The organism is Rhizobium sp. WSM4643 (assembly GCF_025152745.1).
GTDB lineage: Bacteria > Pseudomonadota > Alphaproteobacteria > Rhizobiales > Rhizobiaceae > Rhizobium > Rhizobium leguminosarum_I.
The window spans coordinates 57,104-74,087 of the sequence record NZ_CP104043.1; the positions used below are offsets into that span (position 1 = coordinate 57,104).

A 16,984-nucleotide genomic window follows, 5' to 3' on the forward strand; every position below is an offset into this window, starting at 1 on the left:
AGTTCCCCCGGGCGAGATGCGAAGATTATGGCAGGGGTTCTAAGCTCTTACTGGATGAATTTCTCCATGCTGGTGCGCTTGACCTGTTTCTTGGCGTCGCGATGCAGGAGAATGACCTGCTCGGCTTCCGAAAGTCCGTTCTGTACGGCCTCGCGGAAGCTCTCGTCGACATTGATTGTGGGTGCCGGCGCGCGCGGCTGCAGCACCGTCACCTTCTGGCGGACGCCGCGCAACTTCTCCTCGCCGAGCGTTGTCCATTCGCCGCCGCAATAACCGGCGAAGGCCTGGCTGGCGACGACCTCGCGGCCGTATTTCTTGGTCAGGATCTGCAAACGTTGGACCTCGTTGACGGCTGAGCCGAAGGCGGAGAAGGTCAGGCGGTCCTTGAGGCCGACATTGCCGAACATGACGTTGCCGACATGCAGGCCGATGCCGTAGCCGACCCTGGTCAGGCCCTTCTGCTCGCGGTCCCTGTTGAGCTCGGCGACCCGCGCCTGCGCCTGATGCACGGCCGAAAGCGCCGCCTCGCAGGCAATTTTCGATGGGTCCTTATGGCGCCCGCAAGGATAGACGGCGAGGAAGCCATCGCCGAGGAAGCTCAGGATCTCGCCGCCATTGCGGTTGAAGGGGGCGGCAATCGCGTCGAAGAACTGGTTCAGCGTGTCGATATAAGCCTGCCGGCCTTCCTTTTCGGCATATATGGTGGATTCGCGCATATCGCCCATGACGAGGGCTGCGCGGATCGTCTCTCCGTCGCCGCGGCGGATCTGGCCGTTCAGCACCCGCTTGCCGGCGTCGCCGCCGAGATAGGTGGTCAGCATGTTGTTGGCGAGTTTGCCGAGCACCGCCATCTTGGCAGCGACCGCCAGATGGTTCTGCATCCTGAGCAGCGCATCGATCATGTCGTCGGAAAAGCCGGATTTATGGTCCGTCGACCAGGAACCCATCATGCCCTGCACCGAGCCGTCGCCAAAGGGCTGCACGAAGGCGAGGTAGTCGGTGATGCCGTCCTTGCGCAGGTCCTCGAAGATCGGGAATTCGGCCGGGCCTTCTTGGGTCAGCCGGCGGCGGATGTGCTGCAGGTTGTTGTCGAGCAGGTAATAATAGGGGCTCTGCAGGAAGCGGTCCGGCTTCTGCCCGGCCGGCATGCGAAAACCTTCGATGGTGACGCCGCTGGCGCGCCGCCAGGTGAAGCTCAGCGCATCGTAGAGCGGATGCAGCATCGAAAAGGTCAGGTGCACGCGCGCGATCGGCAGGCCGGCGGCCGCAAGCCTTTCGCAGAAGCCGCGGACGATGTTTTCAAGCTCGTCTCCGGCCAGCGAAGAGTTCGTCAGCCATTCAGCGACCCGGTCCAACAGGATGGAGGAGACGCTGGTTTCGATCGTGCTCATTCTCGGTATGATCCTCATAAGGCACGCCATCCCTAAGAGCCATAAATTCCCTCGGCCGCCGCATTTTCATGCGCAGGTCACAGGGAAATCAGGATGTACGAGCGGTAATATAGTGTCAACGGATCTGCCGAAAGCCCGGCAGTGGCGCCCCTCAGCTCCCCATATCCGGGGATCGGACGGGTTGTCCTTTCCAGCTGGTTCGTTATCAAAAGTCAAAATAGGGATGCTGCAAGTGCGAAACAATGGGAGCTGTAATTTTTTGTGCGCTCAAGTTGCAGCAAACGTCGCGGCCTGAGTCATTTTCGCCACACCCGGCTAAGGGATTTTCAATGTAGCAGATTGGCGAGACCAGCTGTCATCCGGCTGCCGCTTATCCCTCCCCAACTCCTCCCCACAAGGGGAGGGGCTAAGCTGCGGTCGCCGGCTGTGATCTAAATGAGAGGTCTTACTGGCTGTTGCCGTTCTCCGGATCGTTAGATGGAGGTCATGCGTAGCGGTGTGGCACGGTAGCCCCTCCCCCTTGTGGGGAGGGGTTGGGGAGGGGTCTTGGGTCGTCAACCGACGATATTGCCGCCGGGGAGAAGAGGGCCTCGGGTTTAATTCCACGCGATCATGCATTAGATCAGCTTTCCCTGTTCCCCGTTTGAAAGATCGCGCCTTGGCCACCTCCACCTTCGATACGCTTTTGCAGAAGATCGAAACCCGCGCGGCCCGTGCCGGCATCATCGGGCTTGGTTATGTCGGCCTGCCGCTGGCGATGGCGGTGGCGCGTAGCGGCTTTGCGGTGACCGGCTTCGACATCGATCCAGGCAAGATGGTGGCGCTCGATGCCCGCCGCTCCTATATCGACGCGGTGAGCGATGAGGCGCTTTCTGCCGAGATCGACGCGGGCCGCTTCAAGGCGACGACCGATTTCGCCCGCCTTGCCGAGTGCGACGTCGTCATCATCTGCGTGCCGACGCCGCTCACCAAACATCGCGATCCCGACCTTTCCTTCGTCGAGGCGACGTCGCGGTCGATTGCCGCGCATTTGCGCCCCGGTCAGCTCGTCGTGCTGGAATCGACCACCTATCCCGGCACGACCGATGACGTGGTGAAGGTCATTCTCGAAGGCACCGGGCTGAAATCCGGCTCGGACTTCTTCGTCGGCTTCTCCCCGGAGCGTGAGGATCCCGGCAACCAGCACTATCATACCGCCACCATCCCCAAGGTCGTCGCCGGCGACGGGCCTGAGGCGCTGGCGCTGATGAAGGCCTTCTATGGGGCGGCGGTATCATCCGTCGTTCCGGTCTCTTCGAATGCGACGGCCGAGGCCGTGAAGCTCACCGAAAACATCTTCCGCTCGGTCAATATTGCCCTCGTCAACGAGCTGAAGACCGTCTATGCGGCGATGGGTATCGACGTCTGGGAAGTCATCGACGCTGCCAAGACCAAGCCCTTCGGCTACATGCCCTTCTATCCCGGCCCCGGTCTTGGCGGCCATTGCATCCCGATCGATCCCTTCTATCTCACCTGGAAATCGCGCGAATACGAGCTGCCGACCCGTTTCATCGAACTCGCCGGCGAGATCAATTCGGCAATGCCGCGTTATATCGTCGGCAAGCTCGCCGAAGCGCTCGACATCCGCGCCGGCAAGGCGCTGAGCCGCAGCCGGGTGCTCGTGCTTGGGCTCGCCTACAAGAAGAACGTCGCCGATATAAGAGAAAGCCCGTCGCTGCGGCTGATCGAGATCATCGAGGAGCGTGGCGGACACGCAGATTATCACGATCCCTTCGTCGCCGAGATCCCGCCGACGCGCGAATACCAGGCGCTGAAGGGCCGCAAATCGGTGACGCTGACGTCTGATACCATTGCCGGCTACGATGCGGTGCTGGTGGCGACCGACCACGACAAGGTGGATTATGCGGGGCTGTCGAAAAGTGCGGCGCTGATTATCGACACGCGCAACGTCTTCAACCGGCTCGGCCTCTCGGGCGATCATGTCGTCAAGGCGTGACGGAAACGTCACCGCATAAGTCTGCTATTCGGCAGCGACTCCCATCGAGATGGCGGGCGAGCTAATGTTCCGTACTGACTTTCCGGCAATCTGTACATATATCCGTACGCTTGGAAGTTGGGAAAGGATGTCGATGGCCCACGTTCGTTTGACGGAGTTCCGGCAAAACATTGCAGCCTATTTTGATCAAGTCATCTCTTCTCGGGCGCCTCTGCTCGTGACCCGTCAAGGTTCGGAAGCAATGGTCTTGGTTGCCGAAGGCGAGTACGAGAGTATGCAAGAGACGTTACACCTGCTTTCGACGCCTGCTAATTCTGCCCGGCTACGCGAAAGTATCGGACAGCTTCGCAATGGGCAGGTGTTAGAGAGCGATCCTACTCTCTGACATGAAGTTGCTATGGACGCCGAATTCCTGGAAAGAGTACGAATACTGGCAGAAAAGCGACCAGAAGATGGTCGAGAAAATCAACGAGCTCCTGAAAGATACGAAAAGGTCAGCCTTTAAAGTTCTTGGCAAGCCAGAGCCATTGAAGGGCGATCTATCCGGATTTTGGTCAAGGCGCATCCTCGGAGAGCATCGGCTCGTCTACTGCGTGACTGGCAAGGGTTCCGACCAGCAGTTGGAAATCATTCAGTGCCGATTTCATTACGAAAAGTAGGTTCATGCGTGGTGCAGGTGATTGCGGCGTCCGAAGGATTGCGGGGTTACAGCGTTAGATCACGCTCGGCGCTGTAGAAAGTGATTTGCCGGTGATCTGGCTAGCGGCCACCGCATAACCGCCGGCGGCGCCATCGATGAAATGGATGTGATCGCGCGCGATCGGCGTCGGCACGAAGCAGGTCATCAGCGCTGAGGATTGTCGATGCAGGCCGTAGCGCGCCACACCCTTGGCCTGTGCCTGTTGCAGCAGCGTCTCGATGCGCTTCAGGTGTTCGGCGTCGACGTCGATTGTCATTTTCAGCCCGTCGTCGAACTTGCGGAAATCGGAATTGTCGGCGACGTCGCGCTTGTAGCGGCGGGCATCGAAGCGGCCGAGCGGAATGCTGAGCCTGTAGCACACAACCGTGATGGCGAGCTGCAGGAAGATGAAGAGCTTTTGCCACAACCGCCGGCGCGGTGAGGCGGTGGCTTTGGCCTCGCGATTGATACCATGTAGCGAGAAGGCAAGGTCCGGACCATCGGCCGGTACCGGATGGCTGTCGCGGTTCTGCTCGGTGGTGATGGCGACAATGCCGCCGACGAGCTCTTGAAATTCCCGGCCTGGCCGGCCTTCGCCAGGCACGGCGATAATCGAGACGATCTCGCCGTTTCTCGCATCGATCGGGCTCCAGCGGCAGGAGAGACCGGTGAGATCCGGGCGAGTTCCAGCGGGCGCGCGGGCGATGCCGTAACGGCCGAGCTTCATCTGTCTTTCGGCCCAACTGGTGCCGCCGCCCCAGAACATCGCATAAGTCACATAGGGGCTTGCGGAGTAACGCGCGACACGGACGTCGAGGCCCTCGGCGCGGGTGTCGGCGACCGGCACGATGGCGACGCGCAGCATCAGGCCCAGATCCTCTTCGACCCAGATCTGCACGGCGGCAAGGGCGCCGCGTGCCGCCGCCTCCAGCGAACCCGGAAGCGCGATCAGTGCGCCGTCACCGCCGAAGACGAAGGGATAATCGCCCTTGCCGACGGCATTCAACACGGCTGAAATGACGCTGGCGCCCGCCATGTTGACGTCCTTGTAACGGCCGGCGCCGATTGCCTGCGTCGAGCCGACGATGTCGGCGAGCGCCAGCACCCATCCGTCCGGCAGCGGCCGGTAGTTGGCGGCGTCGGTCACGCCCTCGAATTCGCTGAAGAGCGGCACTTCGGCAAAAAAATCTTCGTCGGTCACGGTTTTCATGTCATCAAGCTTAGCACAGACCCATGTTGCCACTGCAACGCCAATTCCCATTTACGGCAATCGACTTGCCAAGGTTTCATGTGTTAGAGCATTTCCTGCTTTTTCGGACGCACGGAAATGCTCTATCTTTTTGTTTTTACGCAATTCCGGATGCAAAACCGCTCTCGCACTTTTGCTGGAATTCCTCCAGGACCGCCGACGATTTCATGACGGATAGAGATTAGATGAGCCGCCTCGACAGCTTCATTCGCCGGTTGACGGCTCAACGCGACATTTTGAACTCGATCGTCGATCTGGTGGGGGAAATTGAAGGCCCGGTGCTGGAGTTCGGCCTCGGCAACGGCCGCACCTATGATCATCTGCGCGAGATTTTTCCCGGCCGGCGCATCGTCGCCTTCGACTGGGAAGCGCGCTCCTATTCGGCCTCGACACCGCAGGCAGAAGACATGGTGACCGGCAATATCCGCGAATCGGGCCAGGCCTTCGTCGGCATCGGCGCAGCCCTTGCCCATGCCGATATCGGCACCGGCCATGACGAGATCGACGCGGTGACGCTGACCTGGCTGCCGCAGCTGATGGCCGGCGTGCTCGCCCATAACGGCGTCGCCGTCAGCGGGCTGCCGCTTGAGCATCCCGAGCTGGTGGCGCTGCCGCTGCCTGGCGGCATCAAGGACGGCCGTTATTTCCTCTACCGACGGACGTAGAGGATAGCATCGGCCCTGCTGCATAATTCCTGAAATCGGAATCGATTTAAGGATAAAATTATGCAGCCATTCAAAGTGCTACAGCGCCGCGGCTCTTGAAAGACGCGCGGCGCTGTAGTGTTTCGGTTCACGCCACCAGACCCTTGGTCAGTTCCAGCGCCTGCCGTTCGAACAGCCGGCGATAGATACCGTTATTGAGCCGGATCAGCGCCTGGTGGTCGCCTTCTTCAACGATTTTTCCCTTGTCGAAGACCAGCAGCCGGTCCAGCGCCCGCACCGTGGACAGCCGGTGGGCGATGACCAGCGTCGTGCGGCCGTTCATCAGACGTTCCATGGCCTGCTGGATCTGCACTTCACTCTCGCTGTCGAGGCTCGACGTCGCTTCGTCCAGGATCAGCACCGGCGCATCCGCCAGGAAGGCACGGGCAATGGCGACACGCTGCCGCTCGCCGCCCGACAGCTTGACGCCGCGTTCCCCCACCATCGTCTCATAGCCCTTGGGAAGGTCCATGATGAAGTCGTGGGCACTCGCCTGTTTCGCCGCCTGCTCGATCTCGCGCCGCGAGGCGTTAGGCCTGGAATAGGCGATGTTTTCCGCCAGCGTGCGGTGGAACAGGATAGGCTCCTGCTGCACGATGGCGATCTGGCCGCGCAGGCTTGATTGCTTGACCCCTGCAATATCCTGCCCGTCGATGCGGATCGCGCCCGAGTTGACGTCATAGAGGCGCTGGATGAGCTTGACGAAGGTCGTCTTGCCGGAACCCGAATGCCCCACCAGGCCCACGCGCTCACCCGGCTTGATGGTGACCGAAAAATCCTGATAAAGCGGAGTGGGATGAGCGCCGTACTGGAAGGTGATGCGATCGAAGACGATCTCGCCCTCGCGGATCTTGATCGGCTTGGCGCTAAGCTTGTCCTCGATATCAAGCGGCATCTTGTCGAGCAGCACCAGTTCTTCCATGTCGTTGACGGCACGCTGCAGGTTACGGATGTCCTGGCCGACATTGCGCAGATAACCTTGCAGAACGAAGAACATGGCCAGCACGAAGGTGATGTCGCCAGGCGTCGCCAGCCCCTGCCGCCACATCACCAGGCCCGTTCCCAAAATACCTGCCTGCATCGAAACCATCATGAAGCCTTGGATCGTGCCGCTCAATGTGCCGCGCTTCCATGTCCGCCGCGTGCGGCTGTCCCATCTGGCGAGCACCTGGCCCAGTCGCGTCTCTTCGCGGCTTTCAGCGCCGAAGGCCTTGACCACCGAATTGCAGCTGATCGCATCTGCCAGCGCACCACCCAGCTTGGTGTCCCAGGCGTTGGCAAGCCTTGCCGCCGGCGATACGAAGCCCATGGAAAGCGCCACGGTCACCCCGATATAGATCAGCGACCCCGCAGCCACGATCAGGCCCATGATCGGCCAGTAGCTGCCGAGCACGATACTGGCGCCGACCAGCATGACGATGGAAGGCAGCAAGGCGACCAGCAGCAGGTCGTTGAGCGAGTCGAGCGCCCACATGCCGCGGGTGATCTTGCGCACCGTCGAACCGGCAAAGCTGTTGGCGTGCCAGTCGGTCGAGAACCGCTGCACCTTGTGGAAACCGTTATTCGTCACATCCGCCATGGTGCGGAGCGTCAGCCGGATAATGCCGTTGAAGATGAACCAGCGCAATGCCACGCTGGTCAGGCCCAGTGCCACGACGATGACGAAGGCGCGCAGCGCCCGGTCAGCCGCATTGCTGCCGGCAATGGCATCGACGATCTGGCCGGAAAACACCGGCACCATGACTTCGGCCAGCGTGCTTGCTATCACCAACACGATGATAATGCCCACTAATACAGGCCGATGGCGCCAATGATGGAAAACAAAGCCGAGCACATGGCGATAGGCATCGGCGCGGAAATCGAGCTTCTTGCGAGTCATTTTAATCGCTCGGCGCCGTGTTCGGCAACCGGTCCTCAAAATAGAGAGTTGGAAGGCACAGCCCAAGCGGGAGACGAAATAATCCCGTCAGATCATCGGGCTATGAATTAAGGGAAAACCGCATCTCGGGCGCGCTTGAGGCGGGCCGCGAATGGAAATGACCTAGCGTCGGGACATTCCGCACGGGAAGGTTTCGATGATTGCTGGCATGCAACGCCTCCCTTATGTTTGAACTAAAGCGGTGAGCGTTTTGTACCGAAGCAATTCGCCATTGCCAAGCGGATATTTGCAACCTTACAGAAAGTGATGCTTAAACGACACACCTTATGCGCTTGCGAATAGACGGTTCGGGCCGGCGTGCTCGCTCATAACGACATCAAGAAAGGCCGTTATTTTCTCTACCGCAGGACGTAATCCCCGGTCAGGAGGCGCAGGAATAGGATCTGGCGGAGAGCGTGGTCAGTTTTGTCTCGAAGTCGGCGGCGATTTTGTCCAGCGTCACGCTGTCCAACCGTCGCAGCAGCAGGGCCTGGGCCTGCTTCATCGCGTCGCCGAGGGCGACATTCACCGCCTGTTCCACGAGGCATTGGGGCTGATCGTCGGCGGGGCCGATGGCGAAGAGATGCGGCTCGCCGATGGCGCGGTAGACGTCGAGCAGAGTGATCTCAGATAGCGGACGCACCAGCGTCCAGCCGCCGCCATGGCCTTTCTCGGAGCGGACGTAGCCCTGTTGGCGAAGGCCGGCCATGGTGCGGCGGACGACGACCGGATTGGTGTTCAGCATCTTGGCAATCATCTCGGAGGTCGCCGAATGCTGGTGCTTATCCATGTGGATCAGCACGTGCAGCATGCGTGAAAGGCGGCTGTCATTGCGCATGGGTCTCTTCCTGTCGATCGGACGGATCATTATCGCAAGCGGATCGTAACAAGACAAGTAACATGATGCTTGACGGCGCCAATTCATGTAACTTATGTTGAGCCATGAGTTCGATATCAAGGGAGAGTTCCATGTCGTTTGAAGCCATCGTCATCGGCGGAAACTTCGCCGGCCTGTCGGCCGCCATGCAGCTGGCCAGGGCGCGGCGGCGCGTGCTGCTCGTTGACGCCGGCGCGCCGCGCAATCGGTTTTCTGAAGCGTCGCATGGGTTCCTCGGCCAAGACGGCCAAACGCCAGCGGCGATCATGCGGGAGGGAAAACGGCAGCTTTCGCTTTATCCGACCATCACCATCCGCCAGGGGAAAGTCGTCCGGGCGCACAGCGATGGTGACGCATTCATTGTCGGCACCGAAGACGGCAGCGAAGAACGAGCCACGCGCGTCGTGCTTGCAACCGGCGTCAGCGACACGCTGCCGGAAATCCCCGGCCTCAAGGAGCGATGGGGCCGCTCCGCGCTGCACTGCCCCTATTGCCACGGTTTTGAGGTCAGCGGTGGCAAGCTCGGCGTTCTCGCAATCCATCCGCATTCGGCCCATTCCGCCATGATGATTCCGGACTGGGGCGCAACGACGTTTTTCACCCAGGCGCTGTTCGAGCTCGACGAAGAGCAATTGGTGAAGCTGACCGCCCGTGGCGTCCGGATCGAACGCAGCCCTGTCGTCGAATTCTTGGGCGACGATCCGAAGCTTGAGGCCGTTCGCCTCGCCGATGGCCGCGTTTTGCCGATCGATGCCGTCTTCATCGCGCCGAAAACGACGATGGCGAGCCCGATTGCCGAACAGCTCGGCTGCGCCTTCGACGACGGCCCGTTCGGGCCAATCATTCGGATCGCCGATAACAAGGAAACCACCATCAAGGGTGTCTTCGCCGCCGGCGATGCGGCAAGCGCCATGCACAATGCCACGCTCGCCTCCGCCTCAGGCGTGCTCGCCGGCGTGCACTGCCATCAATCGCTTGTCATGCAGTCGGCCGCATAAGGCAGAATCAGGAAGTTAAACAGTAGAATTCTCCCCCAACAGGTCAGGGACCTTCACCTCTACCTCGCAGTCATCGAGGTAAAAATCTCAACGCGTTAATCATTGCTTTTAAAATGATGATCCCGATGCAACCGACTTATTGCAATTTATACGTTTGAATTGTAGCTGTTTTTCATCCCGAAATGACTGTCGAGCAAGACGATGGTGAGACCGGGGATCACCGCGCTTGCATCAGCATAAATGGGGGCATTGAAATGGGGTTTACTGAAGCTGTTCGGACAGTTTTAACGCAGAAGTACGCAACCTTTTCCGGCAGGGCGTCCCGCTCGGAATATTGGTGGTTCGTGCTGTTCTATTCCTTGGTAGGGCTCGCGCTTGTAATTTTGGCTTTGGTGGTAGGCGCCTTTTCCGACCAACAGGGTGGAGTTTCGTCAGCGGTGGTCGCCATCATGGTGATCGGCGGATTGTTTGGGCTTGCAATCTTTCTACCAATATTATCCCTTCAGGTTCGCCGTTTCCACGATCGCGACATTTCCGGTTGGTGGTATCTCGCGCTGATCGTCTTGGGCATGGTTCCCTATATCGGTACCATTACGGGTCTCGCGATCACGGTTATTTCCGTAATGAGGGGCACGGATGGTCCGAACAGGTTCGGGCCGGATCCGCTGCGTCCCGAAGCGAGAGCAGAGGTCTTTGCCTAGACAATGACCATCCGCAATCTCGGCCTGCTGGTGGCTCTGTTGCTTGCCACCTTGGCTCAGTTTTCGCCTGCTTGGGCGCAAGACAGCGACAGTCAGCAGGTGGGCGGCGGCGATCATCAAAAGAGCGCCGTCGGAGCCGAGTATGCCGCGCAGTGCCGGCAGAACGGATTGCGCTGCACGCTCGTCTATGGCGACGTCGCGGCAAAGGCCGAGCCGGCATCGAATACGACAAAATCGTCGCCACAACGCAAACCGTTGATGATCCCGCGCGAGCCCGTTGTCAGCGGTCCTCTGGCGGTTGCCGTCGTGCTTGTCGGTCTCGTCGTGGCCGTCGGCTTGTGGATACGCTTCGGCAATGGCGGTGTCTTGCTCTCGTCTGCTCCACGCGACATCAAGCGGCAGGGGGAGGCGCCGGAAAGCTGGCGCACGTCCGCAGCCGAGGCCGAGGAAAGGCCGAGCGACTTCCTGCAACGCATTGCCGCTATGGCGGATCGACGACAGGCGCTTGTCCTGCTGCTCAGACATTGCCTGCTTCACGCGGCCGATGTGACTGGAACACGGCTTTTCCGCTCGGATACGGAACGGGCCGTTTTCGCCCGTCTACCGAGCAATATGCCCGAACGCGATAGGCTTGAAAATTTTCTGACGGCGGTGGAGCTCGTTCATTACGGCGGCCGCACGCTTGCGGAAAACCATTTCGGCGTCCTTCTGACGACCGCGCGCGGCTTGCTGTCATCGGGCAGAGTGGCCAATGCGTAATTCGGGGCCCCTTCTGTTGCTGGGGTTGTTGCTTCCGCTGGCGGCGCTGGCAGTCTTTGCGCTTTCGCGCGGCAGCGATTTCGACCGCTCGCCGCTTGGCAACAAGGGGTTGGAAACGTGGCTGCAAGCCAAGGGTATCCCCGTCGTCCGATCCGACCCTCATGTCGCTCGGGCGCGTTCGGAAATCTCGCTGCGCATCATTCCCCTGTCGATACACCAAGCCGAGGCTGTCGCACCTCAGGCAAACGAGGAAGCGGATGACGCAGGCCCGGAAAGCCCGATCCGGGAGTCAAACCGCTATGCGCTGCCGACGCTGATCGTTTTGCCGAAATGGCGCGGCAGCGTGTCAACGAATGGCATTGCCAGCACATCGGGACTGATCGATCTCGCCGATATCGGCGGCGAACTCGACAAGCTCGGTTATTCAGATTTTGGCTTTGCCCGTAGCAGCACCGATTTTGAAGAGGCGCAGCCGCAGCCGAAACCGGGCCAGCCCATCAATATCGCCCTCTATCAGGCACAAACGTTCGAACGGTCGAGCCTGCCGAGCGGTTGGGAGGAGCTGGCGGGCACACCGTCGGGCGCGCTGCTACTGCGTGGCGAGGACGACCCGAACGTCTATCTGCTGTCGGATCCGGACCTGTTGAACAATCACGGACTGGCTCTGGCCGATAACGCCTCCTTTGCCGCGTCGCTCGTCACGCTGTTGCGCGGCGCGGGCGAGAAGCGGCCGGTCTATCTGGATACGGCCGGCCTGCCTCTGGATAGTAAGAAACCGGCGGATGAAGGCCGGACCTACGAGCGCTCTGCCTCCGATTTCAAGCGGTTTTTCGCTTATCCGCTGTCCGTCATCTGGGGAGTGCTGTTCGTCGTCGCCGCTATTTGTTTCTGGCGCGGCGCCTATCGCTTCGGGCCTGCTTTGCCCGAGGCATCCGCAAACACCGAGATGTCGAAGACGGCCGCGATCGACGCGACGGCGCGTCTGCTGCGCCTGTCAGGCAATGATGGCCGGATGACCGGACAGTTCGTGCTCCATCTGCTTGCGGACAAGGCGCAACTGGTCTTCGGCCCCGGAGCCGGAAACGAGGCAGGCGTAGAGCGGCTGTTTCAACGCCTGGCGCGCCGCGATCAGGCGGCGGCGAAGGCATTGCACTCGTCAGCGCAAGCGCTGATCGATCGTGGGCATCGGATGACGCGGGCGGATCTGCACCGCAATCTCGAAATATTTAGAAAGTCGCTAGAACAGGATGATTTCAGGCCGGGTCGGCCTAAAATCTGAATCCTGTTCTAAATCAAAGAATTAGAGCATGATGTCGTCCGAAAACCGCTTACACTTTTCGGCATCATGCTCGAGGGAGCATTGACCTTGGATCTAGGTGAATTTCGCAATCTTATCGCTGCGGTTCGTGGCGAAATCGGCAAAGCCGTGCAGGGGCAGGATGCGATCATCGATCTCGTCCTGATCTCGATTTTTGCCGGCGGCCACTGCCTCGTCGAAGGTCCGCCCGGTACAGCCAAAACCTTGCTTGCCCGGTCGGTCTCCGCCGCCATGGCGCTGCAATATCGTCGCATCCAGTTCACGCCGGACCTGATGCCCGGCGATGTTCTGGGGGTCAATCTCTTCAATTTCCAGACCAATCAGTTCCACCTGACCAAGGGCCCGGTCTTTACCGACATTCTTCTCGCCGACGAGATCAATCGCGCCCCCCCGAAGACGCAATCCGCCCTGCTGCAGGCGATGAACGAGCGGATGGTCACGCTTGACGGAACCGATTATTCCCTGGGGCCGGATTTCTTCGTGCTTGCCACGCAGAACCCGATCGAGCAGCAGGGCACCTATCCCTTGCCCGAAGCACAGCTCGATCGCTTCCTGTTCAAGCTTGTCGTCGATTTTCCCAACCGCGATACGGAAATTGCCATTCTGTCCAAACACGCGACGCAGGCGCTGAAATCAGACCTGCGCAATGCCGGCATCCGTCCGCTGGTCACGAGTGCCGCACTCGCTACGGGGCGGGCGCTGATCGATGCGATCCATCTGGACAACACGATCCTGACCTACATCGTCGACCTCGTGCGCGCCACGCGCTCCGATCCCGACATTCTCTATGGCGCGTCCACCCGCGCGGCCGACGCCGTAGCGTCGGCAGTGCGCGTGCGCGCGGCTTTCGAGGGAAGGGATTACGGCTTGCCGGACGATATCCAGGCGTTGCTAGTGCCTGCCTTGCGCCATCGCATCGTGCTTTCGCCCTCGGCGGAAATTGATGGGCGCACGCCGGACGAGGTGCTGCGCAATATCATGAACCGCGTAGATGCGCCCCGTTAAATGCGGCCATCCTCCACTCTGATCGCGCTCGTTCTGATATCCGCCGCGGTGACGGTCTTCACCAGCCTGTGGTGGCGCGACATGAGCTCCTTCTTGCTCCTCATGTGGCTTGCGCTTGCAGCCCTGACCGTCGCCGATTTGGTCATCTCCAACCTGGCGGGGAGGATGACGATCGATTTCGATCTGCCGCCGCAAGGCTTTGTCGGCCACACCGCCGCGTTTACGGTCGGCATCCGGCCGCAGAAGGGCGCGCTGCCCCGGAAAATCGAAATCCGGCTCAATCTCGCTCCCGAGCTGGTCGTCGACGAAATCAGATGGCTCGACCCTGCATCGGGTGCCGGAGAAGGAGAGGTCAAGGCCTCTCTGGACCTTCATCTGACCCGGCGGGGACGATACGGGGTCAACGCGCTGTGGCTGAAGTGGCCATCGCGGTTGAAGCTGCTCGAGATGATCGCGAAGATGCCCGTTGGGAAAGAGATCGCCGTCCAGCCCGACATATCGCCGGTGCTGTCTGGAGCGATCAAGACCCAGATCCTGCCGCTGGAGGCCGGCCAGAAGGATTTGCGGTTGCGCGGCGAGGGATCGGAATTCCACCAGCTGCGTGAATTTGTAAGCGGCATGGATCCGCGCAGCATCGATTGGAAGCGCTCGGCGCGCATGCGCAGCCTCGTCGTGCGCGAGATGAGGGCCGAACGAAACCACCAGATCATCCTCTGCGTCGATTCCGGACGGCTGATGGCCGAGCAGCTTGCCGGCTTCACAAAGCTCGATCGCGCCATCAATGCGGCTCTCGCCATGTGCTGGGGCGCAGGCCTTGCTGGCGATCTCGTCGGCTTCTACAGCTTCGACAGCCGTCCGCGTCTGTTCGTGCCGGCCTTGCCCGGACGAGCGGCTTTTCCGCGGCTGCAGACGGTGTGCGCCGGGCTGCGCTACGAAACCCAGGAGACCAACCATACCTTGGGGCTGACCCACCTTTCGGGTCGCCTGAAGCGACGGTCGCTGATTGTGATATTCTCCGATTTCGTCGACACCATCACGGCGGAGCTGATGATCGAGAACATGCAGGCGCTCGCCCGGCATCACTTCGTCGTCTATGTCGCCTTGCGCGATCCGATACTCGCCAAGCTCATCGAGCCTGAGGAAACGACGCTCGATGCCGTCGCCCGCTCGGTTGCGGCGCGCCAGATCCTTCAGGAGAGGCGCGCCGTCATGGAAAAGCTGGCGCGTCTCGGCGTGCTTTGCCTCGACAGCACGCCGGAGGCACTGACTTCGGATCTCATTGCGCGCTACATCGAAATCAAATCCCGTGAGATGATATGATGGATATCGGTATCGACGGCAGGATGGATGGGGGCGCGACAGTCAATCTCGGCGCCGTTCAGAACGATACGCTTCGTTCGGCCCGCTTCCGGCTGGAGCGCGAGGCACACTGGCGCCAACTGGACGAACTGGTGACGCGTGCCGAGAAAGGGGGCGCAGCCGCGCTCGGCTATGATGAAGTCCGCAATCTCGCCACCGGATACAGGCAGGCGATGAACTCGTTGAGCGTGGCGCGCGATATTTCCCTCGATCGCGCCTTGATCGCCTATCTGGAAAGCCTCTGCGCCCGGGCCTATCTCGTCGTCTACGCTCCTCAGGAAAGCCTTGGCGGCCTAATGAGGCGCTTGCTGTTGCACGGCATTCCCCAGGCGGTGCGGCGCTCGGTCCTGCCTTTGTTCATCGGCTTTCTGGCGCTCATTCTGGGGGCGGCTGCCGGATACAGGCTCTGCACCAACGATCCGAGTTGGTTCTATACCTTGGTGCCGCCGGAGATGGCCGACCAGCGCACGCCCGATGCCTCGACCGATTACCTCCGCTCGACCATCTATGGCGATGAAGGGCATGACAGCGACCGGCTGGCCGCATTTTCCAGCTTTCTCTTTTCCCACAACACCACCATCGTCATCCTGATCTTCACCCTTGGTGTTTTCCTGTCGGTGCCGAGCTTCATCCTGACGTTTTACAATGGTCTGATCCTCGGCGCGTTCTTCGCGATGTTCTATCGCAGAGGGCTCGGCTACGATGTCTTCGCCTGGCTCTCGATCCACGGCGTGACCGAGCTTGCGGCCATCGCTATTGCCTGCGCCGGCGGGGCAAGGCTCGGACTTGCCGTTCTCCTTCCCGGTGCCAGAACGCGAAAGGAAGCCTTGCGCCACCAGGCGCATGATGCCGTCAAGCTCGCCATCCTGGCGGCGCTGATGCTTGTCGCGGCAGCCTTCATCGAAGGCTTCCTGCGTCAGCTGATCCAGGATCCGCTCTGGCGCATCGTCATCGGTTGGGGGATGGGCCTCTTCTGGGTAGGCTGGCTGCTGCTTGGAGGCCGTGAAAGCAAAGCGTCGCGTGAGGCCGTGCGATGAACCGGACAGACACGGACGGCAGCCACGTCGAGCAGTTCATTCCGCCGGAGGGCGTCCCGATCACCTTCGCCATTGCCTCGATCGGAACCCGTTTCGGCGCGCAATTCCTCGACATCGTCTTCACCTCGATCATCATATTCATCTGCGCTGTGGCCATCATCTTCACAGGCGTGCTGCCTACGACGGCGGAGGCGATGCTCATGGTGATGCTCGGTTTTTTGGTGCAGACCCCCTATTACATTCTCTCGGAGCTCATCTGGAACGGACGCACGCTCGGAAAGAGAATCACCGGCATCCGCGTCATCAACATGGACGGACGGCGGCTCACGCCGCACCAGGTGACCGCACGCAACCTGATGAAACAGGTGGAGATTTTCGCCCCCATGGGCCTTTTGGCTTCGGTCGGCACGCAGTCGGTCTGGGAAAACGGTCTGACGAGCCTCTGGCTTCTAGCGGTGGTCGTCGTCCCCTTCACCAACCGACGCCGGCAAAGGCTTGGCGACATCATTGCCGGCACCCTGGTGGTCGACACTCCGCGTTCCGTGCTCTTGTCCGACCTCGCGCTGTCTGCTCCTGCCGCCGTCTCGTCGCAGGCGGAATTCGAATTCCTGCCGGAACATCTCGATATCTACGGCAAATATGAGCTGCAGACGCTGGAGGACGTGCTTCGCGACTCGACGAAGACAGCCAACCATAAAGAGATCGAACAGATCGTGCGAACCATTACCCGGAGGATCCGGTATGAAGACACGGTGAAGCCCGGCCGGGGACTGGTTTTCCTGAATGAGTTTTATCGCGCCCAACGCGAGCATCTCGAGAGCTTGAAGCTTTTCGGCACGCTTCGCGAAAACAAATATCATGAGCATTCGCGATCAGAGGCGAAGAAACTTGTTTGATGTGATTTCGCTGGCACTTGCCCCGTCTTGGGAATGAAAAAGGCCCGCCTATCTCAGAACGTTCGCCGACACGCCGGCGCCGCTGCCCTGACAATGA

The 16,984-nt window shown here is 60.4% G+C and carries 16 protein-coding genes; 12 read left to right on the top strand and 4 right to left on the bottom strand.

From position 1 onward, the window contains the following. Positions 1 to 47 precede the first annotated feature (47 nt). Complete coding sequence (locus tag N1937_RS29730; protein WP_026154574.1) at positions 48 to 1,391, bottom strand: adenylate/guanylate cyclase domain-containing protein; 1,344 nt, start codon at positions 1,389 to 1,391, stop codon at positions 48 to 50. Positions 1,392 to 2,049: 658 nt separating this feature from the next. Between N1937_RS29730 and N1937_RS29735 the strand changes: the two genes are divergently transcribed. The 3 genes from N1937_RS29735 to N1937_RS29745 all read left to right on the top strand — a co-directional run bounded on the left by N1937_RS29735 (position 2,050) and on the right by N1937_RS29745 (position 4,046). Further along, a complete protein-coding gene (locus N1937_RS29735) occupies positions 2,050 to 3,387 on the top strand; it encodes a nucleotide sugar dehydrogenase (protein WP_260060366.1) in 1,338 nt (445 codons plus the stop codon). A gap of 133 nt (positions 3,388 to 3,520) precedes the next feature. Continuing rightward, positions 3,521 to 3,772, top strand: a complete 252-nt coding sequence (locus tag N1937_RS29740; RefSeq protein WP_162115192.1) for a type II toxin-antitoxin system Phd/YefM family antitoxin — start codon at positions 3,521 to 3,523, stop codon at positions 3,770 to 3,772. A 1-nt stretch (position 3,773) separates the two neighbouring features. Further along, a complete protein-coding gene (locus N1937_RS29745; protein ID WP_170277613.1) occupies positions 3,774 to 4,046 on the top strand; it encodes a Txe/YoeB family addiction module toxin in 273 nt (90 codons plus the stop codon). Between the two features lie 54 nt (positions 4,047 to 4,100). Here the strand turns inward: N1937_RS29745 and N1937_RS29750 are convergent, their stop codons facing one another. Beyond that, positions 4,101 to 5,276, bottom strand: coding sequence for a DUF3095 domain-containing protein (locus N1937_RS29750; protein ID WP_260060367.1), 1,176 nt, complete (start codon positions 5,274 to 5,276; stop codon positions 4,101 to 4,103). Positions 5,277 to 5,500: 224 nt separating this feature from the next. Between N1937_RS29750 and N1937_RS29755 the strand changes: the two genes are divergently transcribed. Next, positions 5,501 to 5,980, top strand: a complete 480-nt coding sequence (locus tag N1937_RS29755) for a class I SAM-dependent methyltransferase (protein ID WP_260060368.1) — start codon at positions 5,501 to 5,503, stop codon at positions 5,978 to 5,980. A gap of 127 nt (positions 5,981 to 6,107) precedes the next feature. Here the strand turns inward: N1937_RS29755 and N1937_RS29760 are convergent, their stop codons facing one another. Both N1937_RS29760 and N1937_RS29765 read right to left on the bottom strand, forming a co-directional pair. Continuing rightward, positions 6,108 to 7,898, bottom strand: coding sequence for an ABC transporter ATP-binding protein (locus N1937_RS29760; protein ID WP_222386856.1), 1,791 nt, complete (start codon positions 7,896 to 7,898; stop codon positions 6,108 to 6,110). A gap of 421 nt (positions 7,899 to 8,319) precedes the next feature. Continuing rightward, positions 8,320 to 8,775 carry an Rrf2 family transcriptional regulator gene (locus N1937_RS29765; protein ID WP_260060369.1) on the bottom strand — a complete coding sequence of 152 codons (456 nt, stop codon included), beginning with the start codon at positions 8,773 to 8,775 and terminating at the stop codon, positions 8,320 to 8,322. A gap of 131 nt (positions 8,776 to 8,906) precedes the next feature. Between N1937_RS29765 and N1937_RS29770 the strand changes: the two genes are divergently transcribed. From N1937_RS29770 to N1937_RS29805, 8 genes are all read left to right on the top strand, one after another. Further along, positions 8,907 to 9,812 carry an NAD(P)/FAD-dependent oxidoreductase gene (locus N1937_RS29770; protein WP_260060370.1) on the top strand — a complete coding sequence of 302 codons (906 nt, stop codon included), beginning with the start codon at positions 8,907 to 8,909 and terminating at the stop codon, positions 9,810 to 9,812. A gap of 254 nt (positions 9,813 to 10,066) precedes the next feature. Beyond that, entirely contained in the window at positions 10,067 to 10,513 is a 447-nt protein-coding gene (locus N1937_RS29775; protein WP_260060371.1) for a DUF805 domain-containing protein, read from the top strand. Positions 10,514 to 10,516: 3 nt separating this feature from the next. Beyond that, positions 10,517 to 11,272, top strand: a complete 756-nt coding sequence (locus N1937_RS29780) for a hypothetical protein (RefSeq protein WP_260060372.1) — start codon at positions 10,517 to 10,519, stop codon at positions 11,270 to 11,272. Then, entirely contained in the window at positions 11,265 to 12,551 is a 1,287-nt protein-coding gene (locus tag N1937_RS29785; RefSeq protein WP_260060373.1) for a hypothetical protein, read from the top strand. The genes N1937_RS29780 and N1937_RS29785 overlap by 8 nt, the downstream gene beginning before the upstream one ends. 87 nt (positions 12,552 to 12,638) lie before the next feature. Next, entirely contained in the window at positions 12,639 to 13,595 is a 957-nt protein-coding gene (locus tag N1937_RS29790) for an AAA family ATPase (RefSeq protein WP_260060374.1), read from the top strand. Beyond that, positions 13,596 to 14,915 carry a DUF58 domain-containing protein gene (locus N1937_RS29795; RefSeq protein WP_260060375.1) on the top strand — a complete coding sequence of 440 codons (1,320 nt, stop codon included), beginning with the start codon at positions 13,596 to 13,598 and terminating at the stop codon, positions 14,913 to 14,915. Further along, positions 14,915 to 15,991 carry a stage II sporulation protein M gene (locus N1937_RS29800; RefSeq protein ID WP_260060376.1) on the top strand — a complete coding sequence of 359 codons (1,077 nt, stop codon included), beginning with the start codon at positions 14,915 to 14,917 and terminating at the stop codon, positions 15,989 to 15,991. The genes N1937_RS29795 and N1937_RS29800 overlap by 1 nt, the downstream gene beginning before the upstream one ends. Continuing rightward, positions 15,988 to 16,887 (top strand): RDD family protein, encoded by a 900-nt coding sequence (locus N1937_RS29805; RefSeq protein ID WP_170256473.1) that lies wholly within the window; start codon positions 15,988 to 15,990, stop codon positions 16,885 to 16,887. Before N1937_RS29800 ends, N1937_RS29805 begins: the two co-directional genes overlap by 4 nt. Positions 16,888 to 16,984: the final 97 nt, after the last annotated feature.